The sequence below is a fragment of the Kribbella kalugense genome (assembly GCF_004365875.1).
In the GTDB taxonomy this organism is placed as follows: domain Bacteria; phylum Actinomycetota; class Actinomycetes; order Propionibacteriales; family Kribbellaceae; genus Kribbella; species Kribbella kalugense.
In genome coordinates this window covers 2,755,090-2,777,650 of the sequence record NZ_SODF01000001.1, presented here as the reverse complement: position 1 = coordinate 2,777,650, position 22,561 = coordinate 2,755,090, and the positions used below count along the sequence as shown (strand labels likewise).

General features: G+C 67.4%; 23 protein-coding genes. 12 read left to right on the top strand and 11 right to left on the bottom strand.

Annotated elements, in window-relative coordinates; translation table 11 throughout:
- Positions 1 to 84 precede the first annotated feature (84 nt).
- A complete protein-coding gene (locus EV650_RS12980) occupies positions 85 to 1,611 on the top strand; it encodes a helix-turn-helix domain-containing protein (protein WP_134118656.1) in 1,527 nt (508 codons plus the stop codon).
- Here EV650_RS12980 and EV650_RS12975 read toward each other — a convergent pair.
- Positions 1,576 to 2,421: an alpha/beta hydrolase gene (locus EV650_RS12975; protein WP_134118654.1), complete on the bottom strand. Its 846-nt coding sequence runs from the start codon at positions 2,419 to 2,421 to the stop codon at positions 1,576 to 1,578. The two genes, EV650_RS12980 and EV650_RS12975, sit on opposite strands and share 36 nt — an antisense overlap.
- An 88-nt stretch (positions 2,422 to 2,509) precedes the next feature.
- Between EV650_RS12975 and EV650_RS12970 the strand changes: the two genes are divergently transcribed.
- Entirely contained in the window at positions 2,510 to 3,136 is a 627-nt protein-coding gene (locus EV650_RS12970; protein WP_238174178.1) for a TetR/AcrR family transcriptional regulator, read from the top strand.
- On the opposite strand, the gene EV650_RS12965 is transcribed toward EV650_RS12970, so the two are convergent.
- A complete protein-coding gene (locus EV650_RS12965; RefSeq protein ID WP_134118650.1) occupies positions 3,076 to 4,335 on the bottom strand; it encodes an MFS transporter in 1,260 nt (419 codons plus the stop codon). The genes EV650_RS12970 and EV650_RS12965 overlap by 61 nt on opposite strands.
- The gene (locus EV650_RS12960) at positions 4,332 to 4,946 is read right to left on the bottom strand and encodes a winged helix-turn-helix domain-containing protein (protein WP_134118647.1); all 615 of its coding nucleotides are present in this window, start codon (positions 4,944 to 4,946) and stop codon (positions 4,332 to 4,334) included. The genes EV650_RS12965 and EV650_RS12960 overlap by 4 nt, the downstream gene beginning before the upstream one ends.
- A gap of 95 nt (positions 4,947 to 5,041) precedes the next feature.
- On the opposite strand from EV650_RS12960, the gene EV650_RS12955 reads away from it, so the two are divergent.
- The gene (locus tag EV650_RS12955; RefSeq protein ID WP_134118645.1) at positions 5,042 to 5,647 is read left to right on the top strand and encodes a dihydrofolate reductase family protein; all 606 of its coding nucleotides are present in this window, start codon (positions 5,042 to 5,044) and stop codon (positions 5,645 to 5,647) included.
- 42 nt (positions 5,648 to 5,689) lie between these two features.
- Positions 5,690 to 6,916 carry a deoxyguanosinetriphosphate triphosphohydrolase gene (locus tag EV650_RS12950; protein ID WP_134118643.1) on the top strand — a complete coding sequence of 409 codons (1,227 nt, stop codon included), beginning with the start codon at positions 5,690 to 5,692 and terminating at the stop codon, positions 6,914 to 6,916.
- Between the two features lie 470 nt (positions 6,917 to 7,386).
- Here EV650_RS12950 and EV650_RS12945 read toward each other — a convergent pair whose 3' ends face one another.
- Complete coding sequence (locus tag EV650_RS12945; protein ID WP_134118641.1) at positions 7,387 to 9,279, bottom strand: sialidase family protein; 1,893 nt, start codon at positions 9,277 to 9,279, stop codon at positions 7,387 to 7,389.
- Between the two features lie 97 nt (positions 9,280 to 9,376).
- Between EV650_RS12945 and EV650_RS12940 the strand changes: the two genes are divergently transcribed.
- A complete protein-coding gene (locus tag EV650_RS12940) occupies positions 9,377 to 10,621 on the top strand; it encodes an NAD(P)/FAD-dependent oxidoreductase (RefSeq protein ID WP_134118638.1) in 1,245 nt (414 codons plus the stop codon).
- Here the strand turns inward: EV650_RS12940 and EV650_RS12935 are convergent.
- Complete coding sequence (locus EV650_RS12935; protein WP_134118636.1) at positions 10,618 to 11,463, bottom strand: TolB family protein; 846 nt, start codon at positions 11,461 to 11,463, stop codon at positions 10,618 to 10,620. The genes EV650_RS12940 and EV650_RS12935 overlap by 4 nt on opposite strands.
- 40 nt (positions 11,464 to 11,503) lie before the next feature.
- On the opposite strand from EV650_RS12935, the gene dnaG reads away from it, so the two are divergent.
- Positions 11,504 to 13,408 (top strand): DNA primase, encoded by a 1,905-nt coding sequence (gene dnaG / locus EV650_RS12930; protein ID WP_134118634.1) that lies wholly within the window; start codon positions 11,504 to 11,506, stop codon positions 13,406 to 13,408.
- On the opposite strand, the gene EV650_RS12925 is transcribed toward dnaG, so the two are convergent.
- The gene (locus EV650_RS12925) at positions 13,405 to 14,007 is read right to left on the bottom strand and encodes a TetR/AcrR family transcriptional regulator (protein WP_238174177.1); all 603 of its coding nucleotides are present in this window, start codon (positions 14,005 to 14,007) and stop codon (positions 13,405 to 13,407) included. The two genes, dnaG and EV650_RS12925, sit on opposite strands and share 4 nt — an antisense overlap.
- 92 nt (positions 14,008 to 14,099) lie before the next feature.
- On the opposite strand from EV650_RS12925, the gene EV650_RS12920 reads away from it, so the two are divergent.
- The gene (locus tag EV650_RS12920; protein WP_134118630.1) at positions 14,100 to 15,218 is read left to right on the top strand and encodes an FAD-dependent oxidoreductase; all 1,119 of its coding nucleotides are present in this window, start codon (positions 14,100 to 14,102) and stop codon (positions 15,216 to 15,218) included.
- Between the two features lie 3 nt (positions 15,219 to 15,221).
- Here the strand turns inward: EV650_RS12920 and EV650_RS12915 are convergent, their stop codons facing one another.
- The 3 genes from EV650_RS12915 to EV650_RS12905 all read right to left on the bottom strand — a co-directional run bounded on the left by EV650_RS12915 (position 15,222) and on the right by EV650_RS12905 (position 16,997).
- Positions 15,222 to 16,220 (bottom strand): phosphotransferase enzyme family protein, encoded by a 999-nt coding sequence (locus tag EV650_RS12915; protein WP_134118627.1) that lies wholly within the window; start codon positions 16,218 to 16,220, stop codon positions 15,222 to 15,224.
- The gene (locus EV650_RS12910) at positions 16,217 to 16,444 is read right to left on the bottom strand and encodes a mycothiol transferase (RefSeq protein WP_134118625.1); all 228 of its coding nucleotides are present in this window, start codon (positions 16,442 to 16,444) and stop codon (positions 16,217 to 16,219) included. The genes EV650_RS12915 and EV650_RS12910 overlap by 4 nt, the downstream gene beginning before the upstream one ends.
- Positions 16,445 to 16,553: 109 nt before the next feature.
- Positions 16,554 to 16,997, bottom strand: coding sequence for an OsmC family peroxiredoxin (locus tag EV650_RS12905; protein WP_134118622.1), 444 nt, complete (start codon positions 16,995 to 16,997; stop codon positions 16,554 to 16,556).
- Between the two features lie 103 nt (positions 16,998 to 17,100).
- On the opposite strand from EV650_RS12905, the gene EV650_RS12900 reads away from it, so the two are divergent.
- The 3 genes from EV650_RS12900 to EV650_RS12890 are packed head-to-tail and all read left to right on the top strand — an operon-like array spanning position 17,101 to position 18,854.
- Positions 17,101 to 17,535: a MarR family winged helix-turn-helix transcriptional regulator gene (locus EV650_RS12900; RefSeq protein ID WP_134118620.1), complete on the top strand. Its 435-nt coding sequence runs from the start codon at positions 17,101 to 17,103 to the stop codon at positions 17,533 to 17,535.
- A gap of 15 nt (positions 17,536 to 17,550) precedes the next feature.
- Positions 17,551 to 18,258 carry a phosphatase PAP2 family protein gene (locus tag EV650_RS12895; protein ID WP_134118618.1) on the top strand — a complete coding sequence of 236 codons (708 nt, stop codon included), beginning with the start codon at positions 17,551 to 17,553 and terminating at the stop codon, positions 18,256 to 18,258.
- On the top strand, positions 18,195 to 18,854 hold the full coding sequence (locus EV650_RS12890; RefSeq protein WP_134118616.1) for a phosphatase PAP2 family protein: 660 nt from the start codon (positions 18,195 to 18,197) through the stop codon (positions 18,852 to 18,854). Before EV650_RS12895 ends, EV650_RS12890 begins: the two co-directional genes overlap by 64 nt.
- Positions 18,855 to 18,899: 45 nt before the next feature.
- Here EV650_RS12890 and EV650_RS12885 read toward each other — a convergent pair whose 3' ends face one another.
- A complete protein-coding gene (locus tag EV650_RS12885; protein ID WP_134118614.1) occupies positions 18,900 to 20,003 on the bottom strand; it encodes a TolB family protein in 1,104 nt (367 codons plus the stop codon).
- 342 nt (positions 20,004 to 20,345) lie between these two features.
- Entirely contained in the window at positions 20,346 to 20,825 is a 480-nt protein-coding gene (gene smpB, locus EV650_RS12880) for an SsrA-binding protein SmpB (RefSeq protein WP_134118612.1), read from the bottom strand.
- A 216-nt stretch (positions 20,826 to 21,041) separates the two neighbouring features.
- On the opposite strand from smpB, the gene EV650_RS12875 reads away from it, so the two are divergent.
- Both EV650_RS12875 and EV650_RS12870 read left to right on the top strand, forming a co-directional pair.
- Positions 21,042 to 21,620 (top strand): RNA polymerase sigma factor, encoded by a 579-nt coding sequence (locus EV650_RS12875; protein ID WP_238174176.1) that lies wholly within the window; start codon positions 21,042 to 21,044, stop codon positions 21,618 to 21,620.
- On the top strand, positions 21,617 to 22,453 hold the full coding sequence (locus EV650_RS12870) for a hypothetical protein (protein ID WP_134118610.1): 837 nt from the start codon (positions 21,617 to 21,619) through the stop codon (positions 22,451 to 22,453). The genes EV650_RS12875 and EV650_RS12870 overlap by 4 nt, the downstream gene beginning before the upstream one ends.
- Positions 22,454 to 22,561: the final 108 nt, after the last annotated feature.

The following is a 22,561-nucleotide window of genomic DNA, read 5'->3' as shown; positions in this document are numbered from 1 at the left end:
GGGCGTGGCGGAGGGTGACATTCGCTACGCTGGCACCGGCGGGTCGGTGCAGAGGTATCTCACATGTGAGATAAGGTCCGGCGCATGACCGATGACTACCTGAGCCGGATCGGAAATCTCATCCGGGACGCCCGCAAGCACCGCGGCTGGACGCAGACGCAGCTCGCGGAAGTACTGAACACCAGCCAGAGCGCGGTGAACAGGATCGAGAAGGGTCATCAGAACCTCACTCTCGAGATGCTCGCCCGGATCGGCGAGGCACTCGACTCCGAAATTGTCTCTCTCGGTGGCGGTCCGGTCCACCTCCGTGTTGCCGGTGGCCGGCAACTTTCCGGTTCCATCGACGTCAAGTCGAGCAAGAACGCCGGCGTCGCGCTGCTCTGCGCATCGCTGTTGAACAAGGGCCGTACGACGCTACGCAAGGTCGCCCGGATCGAAGAGGTCAACCGGCTGCTCGAGGTACTGAACTCGATCGGCGTCCGGACCACCTGGCTGAACGACGCCGGTGACCTGGAGATCGTCCCGCCCGCGCAACTCGACCTCGGCTCGATGGACGCCGAGGCGGCCGGCCGGACCCGCTCGATCATCATGTTCCTGGGCCCGCTGCTGCACCGCGAGGACGCCTTCGAGCTCCCGTACGCCGGCGGCTGCGACCTCGGCACTCGCACGGTCGAGCCGCACATGACCGCGCTCCGCCCGTTCGGCCTCGAGGTGAAGGCGACCGGCGGGCACTACCACGCGATGGTCAACCGGACGATCACGCCGACCCGGCCGATCGTGCTGACCGAGCGCGGCGACACCGTGACCGAGAACGCGATCATGGCTGCGGCCCGGCACGACGGCGTGACGGTGATCCGGAACGCGAGCCCGAACTACATGGTCCAGGACCTGTGCTTCTACCTCGACCTGCTCGGCGTGAAGATCGACGGCATCGGCACCACCTCGCTGACCGTGCACGGCAAGGCCGACATCGACGTGGACGTCGACTACGCGCCGTCCGAGGACCCGATCGAGGCGATGAGCCTGCTCACCGCGGCGATCGTGACCAAGTCCGAGATCACCATCCGCCGGGCGCCGGTCGAGTTCCTCGAGATCGAGCTCGCCGTACTCGAGGAAATGGGTCTCGACTACGACCGCAGCGCGGAGTACCTGGCCGAGAACGGCCGGACCCGGCTGGTCGACCTGACCACCCGGCCGTCCAAGCTGCACGCGCCGATCGACAAGATCCACCCGATGCCGTTCCCGGGCCTGAACCTCGACAACCTGCCGTTCTTCGCGGCGATCGCGGCGATCGCCACCGGGCAGACGCTGATCCACGACTGGGTCTACGAGAACCGAGCGATCTACCTGACCGACCTGAACAAGCTCGGCGGCCGGGTCAAGCTGCTCGACCCGCACCGGGTGATGGTCGAGGGGCCGACGCACTTCTCCGGCGCCGAGATGATGTGCCCGCCGGCGCTCCGGCCGGCCGTCGTCACGCTGATCGCGATGATGGCCGCGAAGGGTACGTCGGTACTCCGCAGCGTCTACGTGATCAACCGGGGTTACGAGGACCTCGCCGCCCGGCTGAACTCGCTAGGCGCCCAGATCGAGACCTTCCGCGACATCTGAGTCCTGCAAGAAGGCAACTGCTTCGGTGATCACCGCCGGGTCGGACAGGATCCGGCGGTGACCCAGCCCGGTCGTCGGCAGGAAGTGTGCCCGCGGACCGTAGTTCCTCAGCAGTACCTGTGCCTGCCCCGGGTCGACGACGTCGTCCTCGTCGTTGTGGATCACCAGGAGCTCGGCCTTCCCGGTCGCGACCGAGTACCGGGTCCAGATCTGGTCGTCGCCATCGAAGTACCCGCGTTCGATCCGCCGCCGCAGCTCCTGGTTGACCTTCGGACCCAGCCCGAGCTCGGCGCAGAACGCGTCGGTCAGGTAGCCGAAGTCGGCCACGCCGCTGATCATCACCAGTCGCTGCGCGGCGACACCTGCGCGGACGGCGTACAGCGCGAACGGTACGCCGAGGGAGTGCGCGATCACGCTCTCGAACGGGCCGTGGCGTTCCTCCAGCGCGCGGATGATCCGCTGGTGGCCGAGGATCGACACGACCTGCCCGCCGGAGTCGCCGTGCGCAGGGGCGTCGTACGAGACCGCGCTGTATCCGAGTTCGAGCAGCCGCTCGATGAATCCGGCGTACCTCGATGCGCGCGAGCGCCAGCCGTGGACGAGCAGCACCGGGCGGCGGCCGTCGCCCCAGGTGTAGGTGGCGACGCCGTCGACAAGTTCGACCTGCGCGGCGTCATGGACGGCCTGTTCTGCCGTGCGGACCCGGCCGCGGGCGAGCGGCCGGCGCCACACTGCGAACGCGAGTCGGCCGCCGAGCTGGGGTGACGCCACCCCGATCGTCCGCAGTCCGAACCTGACCAGCTTCTCCATCGCACACCTCTACTCATGCAAACTATACGAACGGTCGTATTATTAGTTTAGACAGGCGCGGTCGTCAACGGGAATAGGATCGGGGATCGTGGAGAAGGTCGACGGACGGTTGGTGCGGGGTGATCAGACCCGCCGCGCCGTCCTGCGCCGAGCGGTCGACATCGCGTCGGTCGACGGGCTCGAAGGGCTGTCGATCGGCGGGCTCGCGACCGAGCTCGGGATCAGCAAGAGCGGGCTGTTCGCGCACTTCGGCTCCAAGGAAGAGCTGCAACTGGCGACCATCCGGGCCGCGCGGCGGATCTACGCCGACAACGTGGTCGTCCCGGCGTTCGAGGTCGAGCGCGGTCTGGGGCGAGTGTGGGCGCTGAGCATGCACTGGCTGGAGTACTCTCAACGCCGGGTGTTCCCGGGAGGCTGCTTCTTCCAGAAGGTCTCGCACGAGTTCTCCGCCCGCGATGGCGCCGTACAGGAGATGCTGGCCGCCGTGCACCACGAGTGGATGGACCTGATCACGACCACGATCGGCGAGGCGGTCGAGCGTGGTCAGCTGGCGGGTGATCCTAGGCAGCTCGCATTCGACCTGAACGCGTACTACGAGGCCGCGAATCTGGCCTCGATCCTGCACAACGACGAGACGACGTACGAGCAGGCCCGTCAGGCGGTGCGGACCCGATTGGAGTCGGCTGTCGCCCCCGGTACGCCGCTGCCCTGGTGAGCTGGCAGGTCGCGGACCTTGCGGATCGGTGAGGCGATCAGGACCAGGCCGGCCAGTGGTACTCCGGCTGTCGTGATCCAGAGCGCCGGGGTCAGGCCAAGGGTTTGGCCGAGCGTTCCGCCGAGGAGTGCGCCGAGCGGGATCGTGCCGTAGTTGACGAACGCCGTGGTCGCGGTGAGCCGGCCGAGCAGGTCGGCCGGGCAGTACGACTGAAGGAATGTGGTTTTGACGACGTTGCCGCCGACAACTCCGAGGCTCACGCCGAAGGCTCCGACCAAGTAGAACCACGGACTCGCGCCGCTCAGCGGGATCAGTAGCGCGAGCGTCGGCAGCCCGAGCTCGCACAGCAGCAACGCCCTCGCCGTACCGAACCGTAGGGTGTGTCGGCCGATGAAGGCGCCGACGACTCCGCCGCTGGATGCAGCCGCGACGAGGGCGCCGACCGAGCCGGCGGTGAGGCCTGCTTCGCGGACGAGGAAGACGACGATGATCGCCTGATAGCCCATCAGGGCAAGGTTCGAAGCCGCGCCGAAGATTGTCAGTGTGCGCAACCAGACGTCGTGCGCGACCAGCCTGATGCCTTCGCGGATCGCGCCGGCTTTGCGAGGGTTCGTCGTACGGCGTTCTCGGTAGCGGATCGCGGCCAGGCAGAGGCCTGCGACCAGGAAGCTCGCTGCGTCGACGAGGAGTGCGTTGGCTGCGCCGGCGAACTGGACCAGCAGGCCGCCGCATCCCATTCCGGCGATCTGTGCGGCGGAGGCGCTGCCGTGCAGCTTCGCGTTGCCTTCGGCGTGGTCGTGTTGGTCCAGAAGCGTTGGGAGATAGGCGGTGTACGCCGTCTGGAAGAGGACCGACGCGGCTCCGGCAAGCCCGGCGATCGCGAGTAGGAGTTGGATTGTCAACAATCGGTTTGTCGCCGCCAGCGGTACTGCGGCGAACAGGAGGAACGAGGCGACGCAGGACGCGAGCATGACCGGGCGACGGCGTACCCGGTCGATCCAGGCGCCGGTCGGCAGGCCGATGAGCAGCCAAGGCGCCCACGCGGCCGCGGTCAGCAGTCCGACCTCAAAGGTCGTTGCGTCGAGCAACGAAATGGCGACGAGGGGAAGGGCGACTGATGAGGTCGCGCTGCCGAACCGGTTGATCGTCTCGCCGATCCAGAACAGGCGGAAGTCGCGATGAGTCTTGAGGAGACTCATGAGCGACGCGGGAACGACTGCAGTTGAACAATCACGCGCTCGGCGCCGTCCGCGGGCGCGTCGCCGTCCGAGGCCGTGTCGCCGTCGGCGGGCTCGGCGCTCGAGTCGGTGCCGGAGTCCGAGGCCCCGCCGGCGTCGGCGTAGCGGTTGATGACGGTGGCGAGCTCTTCGTTGAGTGCGTGCAGTTGCGCCGGTGTGAGTCGGAGGTCGCGCCAGTCCGACAGGCCGGCCGCGTGCTGCCACTCGCCGGGCCAGTCGTCGTCGAGGTACGCGCGGACGCGGTCGTAGTACCGCTCGACGAGGTCGCGCAGGTAGACATCGAGCGCACGCCGCATCTCCGGATCGTCGAGAAACTCCGCCGGGTCGAGCACGGTCTGCCGATGGGGGAGCCGCCACCAGCGCTCCCGCTTGGTGCCGCGGTCCGGATCCTCCTCGAGGTACCCGTGCTCGGCGAGCAGCCGCAGGTGCCAGCTGATCGTGCCGGTGTTCTCGCCGAGCCGCGCCGCCAGAGTGCTCGACGTCGCCGGCCCGTCGAGCTCGATCGCCTCCAGGATGCGCATCCGGAGCGGGTGGGCGAGTCCGCGCAGACTTCGGGCATCGATCCGTCGCATAGATGCAGAGTAGTCTCTGCAAAGGAGTCTCTGCAACCGGCTGGGCTTGGCCGAAGGGCTGCGGATTGTCGGTGGCCGTCTCTAGGTTGGCGGGCATGCGGCCTCACGTGGTGGCTCAGTTGGCGGTCTCGCTGGACGGGATGACGTCGGGATTCGACGTCGACCTCGCCCGGTTCTATGCGCTGGCGTCGCTGTGGCAGGAGGACGTGACCCTGATCGGCGCGGACACGATCCTGGCCCAAGAGGCCGCCGTACTCGCGGCTCCTCGACGTGGACCGCGGGCCGAAGGACCGCTGCTCGCAGTGGTGGACAGCCGAGCCCGGGTTCGCAGTTGGGAGTCGCTGCGGCAGCTCGGGTACTGGTCTGACGTGCTCGCGTTGTACGCCGATCAGACGCCGGAGCGACCGGTTGACGCCACGACTCGCGAGCTGGTCACCGGATATGAGCAGGTCGACCTCGCCGAAGTACTCGAGACCCTTGGGCGCCGTGGTGCACAGACCGTGCGGGTCGACTCGGCCGGCGCGTTGCTGCGGGCCTGCCTCGCGCTCGATCTGGTCGACGAACTCGCCTTGCTCGTGCATCCGGTGCTCGTTGGGTCCGGCGACCCCTGGTACGACACTCGTCAGCTCGCTCTCCAACACGTCGGCACCGAGGTCTTCAAGGACGGCACCCTCTGGATGCGTTACTGCGTGGCCATCTGAAGGTCGCGAAACTGTCGGTGGTCGCGGCTACTGTGAGCAGTAATGAGGAAGCAGCATGAGTGGTACGACGAGCATGACGCGGAGCGTTGGGTTGCCGAGCCGGTCAAGCGGCCAGGGCGGACCGCGTTCGCGCGTGATCGCGCGCGGGTGCTGCACAGCGCGGCGTTGCGGCGGCTGGCGGCCAAGACGCAGGTGGTCACGGCCGGCAGCGACGACTTCGTCCGGAACCGGCTGACCCACAGTCTCGAGGTCGCGCAGATCGGCCGCGAGCTGGCGTCGACGCTCGGCTGCGATCCGGACATCGTCGACGCGGCCTGCCTGGCGCACGATCTCGGCCATCCGCCGTTCGGGCACAACGGCGAGCGGGCGCTCGACCAGGTCGCCGCGGACATCGGCGGCTTCGAAGGGAACGCGCAGACGCTGCGACTGCTGACCCGGCTCGAGTCGAAGACGTTCGACGCCGACGGGCGCAGTGTCGGCCTCAACCTGAGCCGGGCAACGCTCGACGCCGCGACGAAGTACCCATGGGCTCGGCGGCCCGGGGAGCGGAAGTTCGGGGTGTACGACGACGATCTCGCGGTCTTCACCTGGTTGCGTGCGGGCGTGGGGGAGCGGCGCTGCCTGGAGGCGCAGGTGATGGACTTCGCCGACGACGTCGCGTACTCCGTGCACGACGTCGAGGACGGGATCGTTGCCCACCACCTCGAACTCGACGCGATCGACGCGGACCGAACGCCGTACTGGGAGACGGTCCGGCGGATGTACTTGCCGGAAGCAACCGATGTCGAGCTGGACGAGGGCTGGGAACGGCTGAAGTCCTTGAACTACTGGCCGTCCGGCGGATTCGACGACAGTCGCCGTGCGCTGGGCGGCCTCAAGGACCTCACCAGCCAGCTCATCGGCCGCTTCGCCACCGCCGCCGAACAGGCCACACATGCGGTCTTCGGTCGGTCCCGCTTGATCCGCTACGAGGCCGACCTCGTCGTACCGGACGGGACGCGCACCGAGATCGGCCTGCTGAAGGGCGTCGGCATGTTCCACGTCCTCAACTCACCCGAACGCCAGGCCCGCCGAGCCGTCCAACGCGAACTCCTCACCGAGTTGGTGGAAGCCCTCTGGAAGACAGCTCCCCACCACCTAGACATCCCCTTCCAATCCGACTTCGCGGAGGCGGCCGACGACAACGCCCGCCTCCGCGTCATAGTCGACCAGGTCGCCTCCCTAACCGACCCCTCAGCCCAAACCTGGCACACCCACCTAACCCCCTGACCACCCCACCGGAACCACCCGGTTCGTTTGAGGGGTCAACCCCTCGGCTGGTCGGTTGCGGAAGTGGATTCTGCTTACGCAACCGACAACCTCGGGGGTTAACCCCTCAAACGCTCGGTGGGGCGGGAGCGCGGGACCACCCGCAGCTGCCGCCGGCACCCGCTCACCGGCGACAACAACCCCGGCCGCCCGCTCACCACGACCGTCGCGTCCTGGTTCGTTTGAGGGGTCAACCCCTCGGCTGGTCGGTTGCGGAGGTGGATTCTGCCTGCGCAACCGACAACCTCGGGGGTTGACCCCTCAGGCGGTCGGTGGGGCGGAGGATCCGATGGCAAGCGGTGGTCGACGGCGGCCGATGACGTCGCTCGTCGGCAGCTCGACAGTACGTATAGGTCCACTGCCGGCGAGCGCCCGCCTGGGAACGCTCGCCGGACGGGCCGATCGTCGGATATGTCCTGTCGAGCTGCCGCTCAGTGGATGGTGGTGAAGGGGAGGTCGAGGCCGAGGTGGTTGTTGATCGGCCTGTTGGTTTCGCGGATCTGCTGCAGTTCCGCGTCTGAGAGGGCTCGGCGGTAGATGCGGACCTCGTCGAGGGTGCCTTGGAAGCGGTTGGCGCCGTCTACTCGTTGGCCGACGTGGATGCCTTGCACGCCGAACTCCTTGCCGGCCGTGACCGACCCCGCTGGTGCAGTCGCCGAGCCGACCTCGGCGCCGTCGATCACCAGCCGCAGCTTGCCATTCGCCCGTTCCAGTACGACGTGATGCCACTGATCGTCGTTGTACGCCGACGTCGACTGGACGGTCACGTTGAACCGATCCACCGACAACAGCGCCCGGATCCGATTGCTCTCCGGCTCGGCCCGCAACCACACCTGTGGTGTAGTTCCCGACCCGGTCCGATACGCCCAGAGGATCGCGTGTGATCCGGTCGTAGCGCCGTACTTGATCCACGTCATCATCGTGAAATCGTCCGCCCCGAGATCGATCGACCGGTCGAACGGCACCTCGACATAATCGTCCACCCCATCCAGCGCCAGCCCGTTCCCGAACTTGCCCTCGGCAAGAGTCGCCCCACCGCGCACGTACGCCGGATTGTGGGCCGGACCAACGTCAGCCGTCCGTGGCCCCGGCGCCGGCGGACCGGGGATCCCCGGCGGCGTCCCGTTCGGCGTCGACAGGTACGCCTCGTTGAACCGCGCCCACCGGATCGTCTCGTACGGGCTCGCGACTCCGGCCTCGTACAGCAACCCGGCTTGATCCCCGTCCAGCCGGACCATGTCGGAGTACGCCGACGGACCCCAGTAGAAGACTTTGCCCTGCTGCCAGGTGCCGAACGACCGCGCCTCGTCGTACGACGATCGCACCGTCATCACCTCGCGCGCGGCCGGATGCGCCGGTGCCGAGAACAGGATCCGGTTCTGCCGGTCGCCCTCGTTCCGCGCGCTGAACCGCAACAACGAGCCTTGTACGTCGGGCATCACCAGTTGCGGGATCGTCTTGAACGGTGCGTCGAACGTCGCACCGTCGTCGCTGCTGATGGCGTACGCGCGGTTACCCGGATCGGTACCGCGTTCACGTGCCAGCGCGTAGATCCGGCCGTCGGTCAACTCGACCACGGTGATCTCTCCGACGATCACTTTGCCGTCGTCGCGGGCCATGGTCGCTCCGATGTGCCAGGTCTCACCGGAGTCGTCGCTGTAGATCAGATGGCCGCCGTACACATGCGGCCCGACGCCGTCGTACGTCTCGTAGGTCGCACCAACGATCAGCCGGCCGGCGTGCGGACCGTGCTCGAGCTGGATGCCGTGCATCGGGCCGGTTGCGTACCAGAAGTTCCAGCTCGGCAGCTTCGCGTCGGTCAGCTCGCGCGGCGCGGTCCAGGTCGCGCCGGTGTCGTCGCTGGTCTGGACGTACGCATCACGGTCGCAGCCGTTCGTGCACGGCTCCGGGCCGTTGTGGGTAGTAATGAGGACAATCCGACCAGTCCGATTGTCAACAATCGGCACCGGGTTGCCGTGCGTGCTCCCGTTGCCGTCGGACACAACCTGCAGCGGCCCCCAGGTCTTGCCGCCGTCGAACGAACGCTTCAGCACGATGTCGATGTCCCCGTCGTCACCGCAGTCGGCGACCCGGCCTTCGGCGAACGCGAGTACGACGCCGTTGGCCGCGTGGACCACAGCCGGGATCCGGAAGCACGAGTAGCCCTCGGTCTTCTGCTGGAACAGGACGCTGTCGTCGACGAACGGCGCTTGAGCAGGCGGGGAGGCCTGAGCAGTTGGCGAGGCCTGAGCGGGCGGGGAAGTAAGAGTGGTGAACACCAGCAAGGCGGCCGCCACCAGGCGGGCCGGTGTGAGTACGCGCATGACTCTCCAGGGAGGACATAGGACGTATGATGTCCTCGACAAGTTAGTCATCCGCGCCGCGCGCGGCAAGAGTTCGCCGGGGACTAAAGTCCGTTGTATGGCTGATGCTGAGCAGATCGTGATCGTCGGTGCGAGTCTCGCGGGAGCGACCGCGGCCGAGGCCCTTCGGAAGGAAGGCTGGGCCGGTGGTGTGGTCCTGATCGGCAGTGAGCAGTCCTTGCCGTACGAGCGACCTCCGTTGTCGAAGGACGTGCTGCTCGCCAAGAAGGGGACCGAGTCTGCTCAGCTGCACGACCAGCAGTGGTACGACGACAACAACATCGACCTGCGCCTCGGGACGACGGTCACCGCGATCGACCCGGCCGCGCACACCGTCACGCTCGACGACGGCTCACAGGTGTCGTATAGCAAGCTTCTGATCGCGACGGGCAGCCGCGTCCGCAAACTCGACGTACCGGGCGCTGATCTGCCGGGTGTGCACTACCTGCGGACGGCCGAGGAGGCGCAGGCGTTGACCGATGCGTACGCCGCCAAGCCGCGAGTCGTCGTGGTCGGCGCCGGCTGGATCGGGCTGGAGGCGGCTTCGGCCGCGCGCGAGCGGGGCTGTGAGGTGACGGTCGTCGAGCCGCAGTCCACCGCGCTGGCGTCGGTGATGGGTGAAGAGGTCGGCGACGTGTTCGCTGACTTCCACCGGCAGCACGGCGTGCAGTTCCGGTTCGGGACCGGGGTCGAGGGCTTCGAGGGGACCGACAAGGTCACCGGCGTTCGCGTCTCCGGAGGTGACGTCCTTCCCGCGGACCTGGTGGTCGTCGGGGTCGGCGTCCGGCCGAACACCGAGCTCGCCGAGGAGGCCGGCATCGAGGTCGCGACGCCGAACAACGGCTCCGGCATCGTGACGGGCGCCAACCTGCGGACGTCCGCCGAGGACGTGTACGCCGCCGGTGACGTGGTCCGCTGGGACCACCCGCTGTACGGCCGCTCGGTCCGGGTCGAGCACTGGCAGAACGCGAAGGACACCGGCAAGACAGCCGCGAAGGCGATGCTCGGCCAGGACGTGTCGCACGATGCGATCCCGTACTTCTTCACCGACCAGTTCGACCTGGGCATGGAGTACGCCGGCGACCTTCCGCGCGGCGCGTCGTACCAGGTGGTGTTCCGCGGCGACCCGAAGTCCGGCGCCTACATGGTCTTCTGGCTTGACGACGACCACCACGTCCTGGCCGGCATGCACGTCAACCTGTGGGACACCGGACTCGGCGCGGTCCGTGAGCTGATCCGCTCCGGCAAGGCGGTCGATCCGGCCCGCCTCGCCGACACCTCGGTCGAGCTGTCCGATGTTTAGATCGGGTAGGTGACGTAGGCGAACTCGGTGCTGTCCGGCGACCAGCTCGGTACGTTCATCGTGCCCTGGCCGCCGAACAGCGTCGTCAGTTCGCGGATGCCGTCCTTGGTCAGCAGACGCAGTCGTACGTCGTCGATGTCAGCGGGATGCCCCTCGGTGCCGGGCGGGAAGCTCACGTAGGCGATCGCCGAACCGTCCGGTGCGGGGTGCGGGAACCAGTTGACGCGCTCGTCGTCCGTCAGCTGCTCGACCTCACCGCTGCCGACCGCGATCCGGAACAGCTGGGCCTGCCCGGCTCGCTCGGAGTTGAAGTAGATCCACTTCCCGTCCGGGCTGTACTCCGACCCGTCGTCGGCGAACTCGTCGTCCGTCACCTGCACATCGGCCCCGCCGGCGCTCGGAATCGTCCACACGTTGGTGATCCGCCGGCCGTCCACGTGCTCGAGCCCGATGTACGCCAACGTCTCCCCATCCGGCGAGACCCCGTGCAGGTAGTGGTGGAAACCCGGCCCGCGATCGTTCGTCACCCGACGCCCAGGTCCACCCTCGATCGGTACGGCGTACAGATGTCCGTCCTCCGCCGACACGTAGACGGTCCGCCCGTCGGGGCTCACCACGTGGTCGTTGTTGATGTCCGGTACGCCGCCGAGCTCGATCTCCTCGAGCTCGTCCGCGACCCGGAACAGCCGACCGTTGCCGTTCACAACCAGCGTGCCGTCCGGCGTCCAGTTCGGCGCCTCGAAGAGGACCTCCGACGAACTGAACACCAACCGGTGCTCCCCACTCGTCACATCGACGACGTACAACTCGGACCGCTGACCAGGGCGAAGTGTTCGTGGCATACCGGTCAACCTATGTGACCGGTCCAGCTAGACTCGCGGGGTGGCAGGCCGGATCAAGGAAGAGGACATCGCGCTGGTGCGCGAGCGAGCCCGGATCGACGACGTCGTCGGTTCGTATGTGACCTTGAAGAACGCTGGCGGTGGCTCGCTCAAGGGGCTGTGCCCGTTCCACGACGAGAAGTCGCCGTCGTTCAACGTCACCCCGGCACGCGGGTTCTTCTACTGCTTCGGCTGCCAAGAGGGCGGCGACGTCATCGACTTCATCCAGAAGATCGATCAGATCACGTTCAGCGAGGCGGTCGAGACGCTGGCCGCCAAGGTCGGCATCCAGCTGCGGTACGAGGACTCCGGCGCGCCGATCCAGCGCGGTCCGGGCAACCAGCGGCCGCGGCTCGTCGAGGCGCACAAGGTCGCCGCGGAGTTCTACGTCGACCAGCTGTTCGGCGCGGCCGACGCGTCACTCGGACGCCAGTTCCTGGACAAGCGCGGGTTCGACAAGGACGCGGCCGTCCACTTCGGCGTCGGCTTCTCACCGCGCGGTGGCGAGGCGCTGATCGGCCACCTGCGCGGACGCGGCTTCTCCAACGCCGAGCTGGTCGCGTCCGGCCTGGCCGCCGACGGACAGCGCGGGCTGTACGACCGGTTCCGCGGCCGGCTGATGTGGCCGATCCGGGACGCGTCGTCGGACGTGATCGGGTTCGGTGCGCGGCGGCTGTTCGACGACGACCGGATCGAAGCGAAGTACCTGAACACGCCCGAGACCCCGATCTACAAGAAGTCCAAGGTCCTGTACGGCGTGGACCTCGCCCGCCGCGAGATCGCCAAGGGCCGCCAGGCCGTGGTCGTCGAGGGCTACACCGACGTGATGGCGTGTCATCTGGCCGGAGTGCAGACCGCGGTCGCCACCTGCGGTACGTCGTTCGGCGACGACCATGCCCGCGTGTTGCGGCAGCTGTTGCTGGATCACGACCAGTTCCGCGGCGAGGTGATCTTCACCTTCGACGGTGACGAGGCGGGTCAGCGGGCGGCGTTGAAGGCTTTTGCTGGGGACCAGGCGTTCGCTTCGCAGACGTACGTCGCGGTCGAGCCGGACGGACTGGATCCGTGTGACCTGCGGTTGCAGAAGGGCGATGCGGCGGTTCGGGAGCTGATTGGTCGGCGTGTTCCGCTGTACCGGTTCGTGCTCGGCAATGTGTTGTCGAAGTACGACTTGGATCGGGCGGACACGCGGATCGATGCGCTGCGCGACGCGGCGCGGCTGGTGATCAGTATTCGCGACCGGTCGAAGGTGGATGCGTTCACGCGTGAGCTGGCTGGGCATTTGGGGATGGACGAGGACAAGGTCCGGTCTGAGGTGTACCGCGCTGCGTCTCGGCAGACGGCTGCTCCGGCACAGACCGCGCACGCCGCTGGGGTTTCGACCGAAGCGTCACAGCCTCCGCCCCGGCGTACCGATATTCCGTCGCCGCGGGACCAGCGGTTCGTGATCGAGTGGGACGCGCTGAAGATCGCGATGCAGCACCCGTCTCTGGTCGGGGTCGCGTTCGACGAGCTCGACGACCATGACTTCACCCATCCGTGGCTGGCCGCGATCCGTGCCGCGATGGCCAAGGCCGGTGGGCCGTCCGCGGCGGCACCGGGTGAGGCCTGGGTGGTCGCCGTACGCGATGCCATCGGCAACGATCCGGCGGCTGCGGTCGTGGGAGCGCTGGCGGTGGACCCATTGCGGCTCGGTCGGGAGCCTGACGAGCCGTACGCGCTCGCTTTGCTGGCGCGGTTGCAGGAGCTGACCTGCGCGCGCCGCATCCAGGACCTGAAGTCGAAGCTGCAGCGGACCAACCCGATCGAGCGTGCGGACGAGTACAACCGGATGTTCGGCGAACTGATCGCCCTCGAGGCCTACAAAGCCGAGCTCCGCATCCGAGCGATATCGGGCGCGCTCTAGTCTTCCTTCAAATGTTCGACCAGGCGGGTCGTTTCGTCGGCGTACTTCGCCGCGAACTCCTCGCTGTCCGGGTCGAGGCCGAGTGCCCTCGCGATCTGCGGGAACACGACGGGAGCCGACGCCAGGCCGAAGAGCGCCAGGGCTATGTACTCCACGTCCAGGTTTGCGGCGAGCTCACCCTTCAGCTGCCGTTGGCGGAAGTCCTCGACCATGCTCCGGAACCGGGCCCGCTGCCCTTCGGGGTCCAGCGCGCTGGTGTCGCGGTCGACGGCCTCACGGACGAGGACCCGGAGCAGGTCGGGCACCGCGATCGCGGTGCGGGCGTAGGCGCCGACGACCTCGCCGAGTGACTCCGCGTCCTCGGTGATGGCCGGTTCGCTGGCCCGCCAGCGGTCGGCGACCGCGCGGTAGAGGCCTTCTTTGCCGCCGAAGTAGTACGAGATCAGCTGCTTGTTGACGCCCGCCCTGGCGGCGATCTCGCTGACCCGCGCGCCGTTGAATCCGTGCGCGCCGAACTCGATCACCGCCGCGTCCAGCAACTGCTGCCGGGTGCGCTCGGCGTCCCGTTGTCGCTCGTCGGGTCCCGGTGATCTCCGCACGAAGGCCATCGTAGCGGACCTCCCATCCAGCGTGCTAACTTAATCAACCACACGGATGATAGAGTTCGACGCACGGATGATTGGAGAGGCTGATGAGGGTTGCGATCATGGGCGCCGGGATCGGTGGACTGGCGCTGGCACAGGGGTTGCTGAAGGCGGGCGTGGACGTGACGGTGTTCGAGCGCGATCCGTCTCCGCAGTACCGCAAGCAGGGGTATCGGATTCACATCAGCCCGGTGGGGGAGGAGGCGCTGGCGGCGGTGCTGCCTGATGCGGTGCGGCGTCGGGTGATCGCGACCGCGACGCAGCCTGGTGATCTGGTGGCGGGGTTCGATGCGCAGTTGAACACGCAGTTCGAGCAGGTGTTTCCGGTCGCTGGTCCGGATTCGGTGACTTCGGTGGATCGGTACGCGTTCCGGCGGGCTTTGATGACGGGGTTGGACGACGTACTGGAGTTCGGCAAGCAGTTCACGTCGTACGTCGAGACGCCTGACGGGGTCGAGGTCGCCTTTGCTGACGGGACTTCTGCGGTCGCCGACGTGTTGGTTGGTGCGGATGGCGTGGGGTCTCGGGTGCGCGGGAGTCTGCTGCCGGATCAGGACGTGGTGGACATCGGGGTGCGGTGCATTTACGGGAAGGTGCCGTTGACGCCGGCCGTCCGCGCGATCGCACCGGCTGCGTTCCTGCGTGGGTTCTGCTTCGCGAGTGACGGTTCTGGGCTTGGGGCGGCGTTCGGGCCGGTGGTGTTTCGGGAGGCGCCGGCAGAGTACGGCGATTATCTGATGGCCGTGCTCACCGGGACGAACGAGGTGCTTGGCACGTCGGACGAGGAGCTGTTCGCGATGAGTCCGGCCGACCTGTGGGGGATCGTCGCGCGGTCGGTGGCCGATTGGCATCCGGCGATCCGCTCATTGGTCGATGCCGCGGAGGTCGATGCGGCCTTCCCGATCACGCTGCGGACGTGCATCGACGTGCCGTCCTGGTCGTCTGAGCACGTGACGCTGCTGGGTGACGCCGTACATCCAATGACCCCGGCCGCGGGAGCCGGCGCCAACACCGCGCTGTGGGATGCAGCGCGCCTCACTCGAGCGTTGACCTCCGGCGAGGACCTCGCGTCGTATCAGCGCGACATGATCGCCAACGGCCAAGCCGCAGTGACCGAGTCCTTGGAGAACGCGGAGCGGCTCTTCGGTGTCTCAATCCCAGCCTGACGTTCAGCTGAGTCGGTCGCACAATGCGTCCTGTGCTTCGGTGAGTCGGTCGAGCGTCAGGAGTGCTGTGTCGTGGCGGGCTCGGGCGTAGAGCTCGAGGGACGGCGTGACTACTGGTTCGGCCAGCGGGAACGTCGAGCCGAGGGTGTACGCGCAGCCGACGGCGACCGTCGACACGAGGTCGTCGACGCGCACTGACGGGTGTTCGTCACGGTAGGCGGCCAGCAGTTCGGCGAGTCCGGCGATCCATTCATCGCCGAGGATCACGGTCCGCGGGTCGCAGCCGATGCGCGCGATCTCCCAGGCGGTGAAGCGTGGACGGGGAGGCTGGAAGTCGATCACGGCCGCTACGTCGTCGCCGCGCATCATCAGGTTCGGCGAGGCCAGGTCGCCGTGCACCACTTGTACGGTCAGCTCGGGCAGATCCGCCAGGATCGCACCGGCCCGATCGAGCAGGGCCCGCCGTACCTCGGCCGCGTCGCATGCCCATTCCTCGAACGGGCTCAAGGATCCACGCGCGCGAAACCTTGCAATCAGTTCATCGAAGTCCCGCATCGCACGCCCGATATCGCGTACTTCGACCGCCGGACGGAGCGTCGGTACTGCTGTCGGATGCTCCGACAACCGCCGATGCAGCCTGCCCAAGACAGTCCCGACCGCCGGCCAACGCGCACCCGAGATCCAGCCCTCGGCCGTCTCGCCGTCCACGAACTCCCACAACGACAAAGGAGCCCGTTCATCGATCAGACGCCCGTCGCGAGTCCGCCGTACCTGCGGCACCGGTACGCCGTCCTGCCGGGCGAACTCGGCCAGCTCGATCGCCGCCCGTTCCCGCCGCAGCTCCCCGCGATAGACCTTGGCGAACCACCGCCGCCCGGTCTCGTCGACAACTTGGAAGTTGGTGGTCGCCGTACCCGCCTCGATCTCGATCAGCTCAACCGCCAGCACGCCGTACGACCTCGCCAACGCGTCCGCGATCTTCTCCGCCTCAGTCAGGATCATTCCCCGTCACGCCATCGGCTCCGGACGTTCCACGGCGGGGTGAGCGGTTGCTGCGCCGCCCTCGCCGTGAAGCCGTCCTCGACGAACGCCATGTGCTTGATCAACCCGGCCAGCGTCAACGTCGACGGTGGATGCCGGTACCGCAGCTGCTCGGCATCGAGTCCGCCGGTCTTCCACGCGAACTGCTGCCGAACGCGATCCACGGCGAACCGCAGTACCTCCACCCTCGGTGCCGCGCGGACTCGGCTCGTTCGGCAGGTCTCTCCAGTCCATGAACGCTCCTTCGCGACGGATGCGAACCCACAGCATGCCGTACGCGAGGAGCCTCGATGGTCAGCTTTCGAGGGCTGCGTCCAACGTGATGTCGACGCCGGCGAGTGCCTTGCTGATCGGGCAGTTCGCCTTGGCGGACTGCGCAGCCTCCGCGAAGCCTGCGTCGTCGAGACCCTCGACCTCGGCGCGGACAGTCAGCTTGATGCCGGTCAGCTTGAAGCCGCCATTGGCCTGATCCGGGCCGAGCGTGACGGCGGCGGAGACCTCGTGGGCAAGCGGCTTGCCGCCGCGCTGGGCGATCTCGGCGCTGAGCGACATCGCGTAGCAAGCAGTGTGCGCGGCTGCGATGAGCTCCTCCGGACTGGTGGTGCCGCCCGCGTCATCGGCGGCGCGCTTCGGGAACGAGACGTCGTACGTCCCGACGTGCGAGCTGGTCAGTTCCACCTGGCCCGAGCCCTGCTCGAGGGTGCCGTTCCAAGCGGTACGCGCGGTACGAGTCGGCATTGCGATCTCCTTCAGAGGTTATCTTGTGTACAAGATAGTTGTGCACAAGATACTCTTTCGTCAAGTCCCCACGGGGTGAGACGCCGACCACAGGGAGGAATCCATGACCGAGACCCGGGTTCTCGACGACCTGCTCTGCTTCGACCTGTACTCGCTGTCCCGGATGGTCACCGCCCTCTACCGTCCGGTCCTCGAGCCGCACGGCCTGACCTATCCGCAGTACCTCGTCCTGGTCTCACTGACCCGGCTCGGCACCTGCTCGATCGGCGACATCGGCCGCGCCACCCGCCTCGACCACGGCACCCTCACCCCACTGCTCCGTCGCCTGGCCGACCGCGGCCTGCTGACCCTCGACCGCTCCGCCGCCGACGCCCGCTCGGTCACCGTCTCCCTGACCCCCGACGGCGAAGCCCTCCGTCCCGTCTTCCACGAGGCCCAGTGCCACCTCGGCGAGTCCCTCGGCATGACCGAGCAACAGGTCCGCCGTCTCCAGACCACCCTCCACCAACTGGCCGAGCACTTGGACAACCCTGCATAGGGGTACAGGTTGGTGATGACGGTACGGCGGGGCGGTGCGATCGGGGTCGTCCGGACGCGGAGTTGGCGGTTGTTCCGCGGTGTCCTGGCGATGCTGGTGTTCGCGCTGCCTGTGGTGCTCCTGGGGTTGGCGGTCCGGCAGCAGTTCGATCCGCTGATCGGGGTCGACGAAGCGGCCATCCGCGCGGCCACTGGGTTCAGCCTTCGTCACGGGCTGGTGCCGGCGCTCACAGTGGTCCAGTCCGTCACCCAGCCGATCTTCGTGTACATCGCCGCGACCGCGGTCGTGGTCTGGGTGTGGAGGTCGAAGAAGCTCAAGGGGCGCGCGTTGTGGGCGTTCGTCACGATGATGGTCGGCTGGGGGATCGGCGTCATCGCCAAGCCGATCGCGCAGCGCGCCCGGCCGGTCGTCGACGGTCCGGTGCCGCACGCGGAGGGCTACTCGTTCCCTTCCGGCCATACCTTGAACATCACCTTGGCGGCCGGCGTTCTGGTCTTCCTGCTCTGGCCGCTGCTGTCCACGAGCGGCCGCCGCATCGCCGTCGTACTCGCGATCGTGGTGCCTGTCATCGTCGGTTTGGACCGGCTTTTCATCGGCGCGCACTTCCCGTCCGACATCCTCGCGGGGCACATTCTCGGTTTGGGCATTATGTTCGCTTCATGGACCGGGTTCATCGGCAAGACGGCGTCGATCTCCTCACCAGGGCCGTCGCACCCGGCGTAGCCCTCGGTGGCCTGATCATCGGCATCGGGTTCGCGCTCAAGGGACCACTCGACGGGCTCTCGCACGCCGAAGAGTCGGTCAACAAGGATCTTGCCGGCGACCGCAACGGAACCTGGAACACGATCACCGCCATCTGGTCGCAGATCGGCAACACCGCGGGCGTGATCGCGGTCTGCATCGTCGTCTCGTCCCTACTGCTGTGGCGGACCCGCGACCTGCGCCTGGCACTCGTCGCACCGGTCGCGATCGCCATGCAGGGCCTGATTTTCCTGATCACGGCCAAACTGGTGGACCGCGACCGCCCACAGGTGGAGCGCCTCGACCCGTCCCCACCGACCGCGAGCTACCCCAGCGGCCACACGGGCGCATCGACCGGCCTGTACGTCGCATTGGCCCTGCTCGCTCTGCGCATCGAACGCACCTGGCTGCGATGGACAACAGTCATCCTCTGCCTCGCAATGCCCCTACTCGTCGCCTTCGCCCGCCTCTACCGCGGAATGCACCACGTCACCGACGTCAGCGCCGGCATCCTCAACGGCGCCATCTGCGCCCTCCTCGCCTACGCCTGGTACAGCCACTGCACCAACCGCCGCTGACGGGAGAGGTCGCGTCGTTGACCTACCTGCCGCGGTGTGCGGGATTCAGAAGCTCCAAGCGGGAAAGAAATCGGAGAGTGGAGATCGGGTGACCTGGAATGCATGCCGCCCGTCGTAGCGAGCCGTCCAGATGTCTGCGGCGCGGCCGCCGCCGGGTGTTTCGGTGTAGGCGAGGCGTTGGCCATTCGGGGACCAGGAGGCCATGAAGCTGGACTTTGAGGTCCCGGTGTTCGATGTCACCAGCCGAATGCCAGCGCTGCACAGGTCCAGAGATCGGCAAGCCGCGGGCACAGTGGCCACGTCTGCTTGTGCCTCTGGAACGACGCCGTTGGTTTCGAAGACGACCAATCCTGCGGTTGGTCCTCTTCGCGCCGGTGAGACCGAGGCCCGGGTAGCGTCGAGCGCCCATGCGGTTAATTGCTGGACTCGAGTTCCGGTAGGTGTCATCCGGAAGATGGCGGTGTGCACTGTTCCGTTGATCCGCCGGGTCCGGTCGAACACCAGGTACTTGCCATCCGGCGCGTACCGGGCATGGTTGTCTTCGGCGCTGCCGTCATTTCCGGGCTCAGACAGCCGTCGCAGGTGACTGCCGTCTTCCCGCGCGGTATATAGCAGGGCCGACGCGGCATCGTGCGTGATCGGATCGAACGGTCCGATCACCCGGGTGAAAGTGAGGTGGCGACCGTCAGGTGTCCAGCCCGGATCGATGTCATCGGCGCACGGTTCCCGGCATCCGGTGTCGACGATGGTTACGCCGCCTGTCCCGTCGACTCTGGCAATGGCGATCTGGACGCCATCGGCCGTCTCGCGGTTGAAGATGACGCGGCGACCGTCCGGCGACCGTACAGGGTCAGTGTCGGAGACGCCGGATGGCGGGTGGGTCAGTTCATGTTCGTGCCGGCCGTCGATGTCAGCCGTGATCAGACCGACCGTCTCATCCTCGGGATGGAACCGTGCCCAAACCAGGCGTTGCGTGCTTGATGCCTGCCGGTCGCCTGCCATTGGCTCGGCGGTGACGCTGCTCGGTTTGGCCGCGGAGGCGTTGCCGAGGGCAATACTGGGGCTGAGAAGGCACGCGATCAACAAACTGCCTGCTGCCAGCCTGATCGCGAAGCGTCGATCGATACCGCGGCGTGTCGATTGCACCATGATCCCCGAGTCTGTACTCGCGTAACTGGTTAGCTGCGTTTCGTCAGACCGGTTGAGAGACGCTCCGGGGATCAGAGAGCGGTCGGCAGCCCGCCGTTGAGGTCACGGACCCAAGCGACCATGTGAATGTGGTCGAGCGGGGTGACATTGGGATCGTCACACGTGGCCTCATCATCGACAAGGCCATACGAGGCCCCGTAGGCGATATCAATCGAGTGGTGACGTCGGCGTTGCATTTGCAACGCCTAGAGGTTCGCTGCCGCGGGACGCGTCTGCCGGCGCTCGGTCTACTGGCGGCTACATCGCGGATAGTCCAGGAGCCGTCACAGGCCGCCATGGAAGTCAGTCCGGGCGGCCTTTCAGGCGGCGGCTGACTGCGCGTTCGACTTCGCGGGTTGCCTCGCGTTCGGCGAGGGTGTGCCGTTTGTCCCAGGTCTTCTTGCCGCGGCCGAGGGCGATCTCGACCTTCGCGCGACCGTCCTTGAAGTAGAGGGTCAGCGGGACGATCGTGAGGCCGCTCTCGTTGACCTTGCGTTCGATCTTGTCGATCTGGGCACGATGCAGCAGCAACTTCCGCTTGCGACGTGAGCCGTCGTTGAACCAACGCGCCTGCGAGTACTGCGGGATGTGCACGCCATGCAGCCAGATCTCCCGATTCTCGACAATGGCGAACCCGCCGACCAGGGACGCCCGCCCGGCACGGAGCGCCTTCACCTCCATGCCTTGCAGCACGAGCCCCGCCTCCCAGGACTCGCCCAGCTGATAGTCGTGCGCAGCCTTCCGGTTACGCGCGACGACTGGCTCGGCCTCGGGTTTCTTCACACACCGATTCTCCCCTAACACCCCGACGTTCGGCCGTCAGGAGTAGCCATCGGTCGACGAGCTCGAGCCATTCGGCGCTAGCCCGCCTTGCTCTGAACGGCCTCTACACCGTCGCCCACGAAGCCCTGCTCCACCCTCATCACCCGTCTGATCGGGAACCCGGCCGCTTGCGCCGACACCTAACGATCGCAAGGGCCATCGTGAGGGGAGTGCGGAGTGAGCGGCATACGGGCGTTGCCTGCTGTCTCGGACCGGGAGCTGTGGGATCAAGCCGCGGAGGGCGACTCCGAGGCGTTCGCGCAGCTGTACGACCGGCATGCCCGGGCGATCTACAACTTCCTGCACCGCCGGACCGGGTCCTGGAGCGACGCGGAGGACCTGACGTCCGCGGTCTTCCTGCAGGCATGGCGGCGGCGAGCTGACGTCGTACTCGATCGTGACTCGGCCCTGCCCTGGCTGCTTCGAACGGCCGACTACACCGTCCGCAACGAGTGGCGGACCAAGCTCCGCTACCGGCGCGCGCTGGCCGCCGCGCATCTCCTCCACAGCGAGGTCGAGGACCCTGCGGATGGCGTGGCGCGGCGCCTCGATGACGACAGCCGGATCCGGGCGGTCCGGGCGTCGCTGAAACGCCTGCCCAGACAGGAACGCGAGATTGTCGAGCTGTGCGTCTGGGCCGGACTCGATCAGGCCGCGGCGGCGGTCGCGCTCGACGTACCGATCGGCACGGTCAAGTCGCGGCTGTCCCGCGCTCGAAAGCACCTGCGCGAACTCAATCTGGAGACCGAGGCATGAACATTCTGCTGCCCGACGGCGACCTGCGCCCGTCGACCCGAGACCGTCAGCGCGACGAACTAATCTCGATCCTCGAGAGCCAATCCGGTACGTCGTCACGCCGCCGACTGCTCGTTCCCCTAGCCGCGGCCGCGGCGATCGTCCTGGTCGCAGCTCTCGGTTTCGCTCTGAAGGACCGCAATCCGCGCGTTGAGCAGGTTGCGTTGGCGCCGGCGGTCGAGCCGTTGAGCGCGGGGGAGAAGGTACATCTCGGTCAGCGCTGCTTGGTCAGCTACAACCTGGCGACGTCCACGGGCCACGCGGTTCTCGACGGCTTCCGCTTCGTGAACCCGCCCAGCGACGCGTACGTCCGGACGTGGGTCGTCGGGTACGGCGACGGTCTGTGGGTGAACTGCGGGTTCAACCAGGCCGGAGTCATGGTGTCGGGTACCGCGGCCACACCGAGGTTGGGGCTGTTCAACGAGGTTCAGGCCGGCGGGCCGGGTAGTGGCGCGTATATCAAGTCGGTCACGCGTGTCACCGTCACGCCACTCGGCAGCGAGCCGGTCGAGGCCCTGCTCCGTAACGGCTTCTACTACGCCCCGGTCAGGTCCGCGCCGGCCGGCAAGGCGGAGACCGACGGCAGCCCCCGCCCGTACGTCGTTCGCGGGTACGACGCCACCGGAAACCTCGTCTACACCAGCCCGAAGACCGAGGCCGACCGCAAGGCCGATCGGGCCGCCTGCCGCTCCGACCCGACAGGCCGCACCTACGCCTTGGTCGGCACGGAACTACCCCTCCCTGCCCCCAAGGCCTGCCGCCCAAACCTCCCCTGGACCCGCCTACCCAACTGAGCCCGCAGAGGTTCCCCTGCCGACCCGCAGCGGACGGCTACTTGCGAGAGTCCGTTGGTCCGGCCAACGTCCACCGCGGCGCCGACGAACTCCGCGATTTCTACGCCA

Excerpts from the sequence above, each read along its gene's own strand:
- EV650_RS12915 (WP_134118627.1), bottom strand. The coding sequence starts at position 16,220 with ATGATCCTGACTGAGGCGGAGAAGATCGCGGACGCGTTGGCGAGGTCG.
- EV650_RS12935 (WP_134118636.1), bottom strand. The coding sequence starts at position 11,463 with ATGCCACGAACACTTCGCCCTGGTCAGCGGTCCGAGTTGTACGTCGTC.
- EV650_RS12945 (WP_134118641.1), bottom strand. The coding sequence starts at position 9,279 with ATGCGCGTACTCACACCGGCCCGCCTGGTGGCGGCCGCCTTGCTGGTG.
- EV650_RS12895 (WP_134118618.1), top strand. The coding sequence starts at position 17,551 with ATGACGGTACGGCGGGGCGGTGCGATCGGGGTCGTCCGGACGCGGAGT.
- EV650_RS12950 (WP_134118643.1), top strand. The coding sequence starts at position 5,690 with ATGAGGAAGCAGCATGAGTGGTACGACGAGCATGACGCGGAGCGTTGG.
- EV650_RS12965 (WP_134118650.1), bottom strand. The coding sequence starts at position 4,335 with ATGAGTCTCCTCAAGACTCATCGCGACTTCCGCCTGTTCTGGATCGGC.
- EV650_RS12960 (WP_134118647.1), bottom strand. The coding sequence starts at position 4,946 with ATGCGACGGATCGATGCCCGAAGTCTGCGCGGACTCGCCCACCCGCTC.
- EV650_RS12980 (WP_134118656.1), top strand. The coding sequence starts at position 85 with ATGACCGATGACTACCTGAGCCGGATCGGAAATCTCATCCGGGACGCC.
- EV650_RS12870 (WP_134118610.1), top strand. The coding sequence starts at position 21,617 with ATGAACATTCTGCTGCCCGACGGCGACCTGCGCCCGTCGACCCGAGAC.
- EV650_RS12905 (WP_134118622.1), bottom strand. The coding sequence starts at position 16,997 with ATGCCGACTCGTACCGCGCGTACCGCTTGGAACGGCACCCTCGAGCAG.
- EV650_RS12955 (WP_134118645.1), top strand. The coding sequence starts at position 5,042 with ATGCGGCCTCACGTGGTGGCTCAGTTGGCGGTCTCGCTGGACGGGATG.
- EV650_RS12900 (WP_134118620.1), top strand. The coding sequence starts at position 17,101 with ATGACCGAGACCCGGGTTCTCGACGACCTGCTCTGCTTCGACCTGTAC.
- EV650_RS12885 (WP_134118614.1), bottom strand. The coding sequence starts at position 20,003 with ATGGTGCAATCGACACGCCGCGGTATCGATCGACGCTTCGCGATCAGG.
- EV650_RS12890 (WP_134118616.1), top strand. The coding sequence starts at position 18,195 with ATGGACCGGGTTCATCGGCAAGACGGCGTCGATCTCCTCACCAGGGCC.
- EV650_RS12920 (WP_134118630.1), top strand. The coding sequence starts at position 14,100 with ATGAGGGTTGCGATCATGGGCGCCGGGATCGGTGGACTGGCGCTGGCA.
- EV650_RS12940 (WP_134118638.1), top strand. The coding sequence starts at position 9,377 with ATGGCTGATGCTGAGCAGATCGTGATCGTCGGTGCGAGTCTCGCGGGA.
- EV650_RS12975 (WP_134118654.1), bottom strand. The coding sequence starts at position 2,421 with ATGGAGAAGCTGGTCAGGTTCGGACTGCGGACGATCGGGGTGGCGTCA.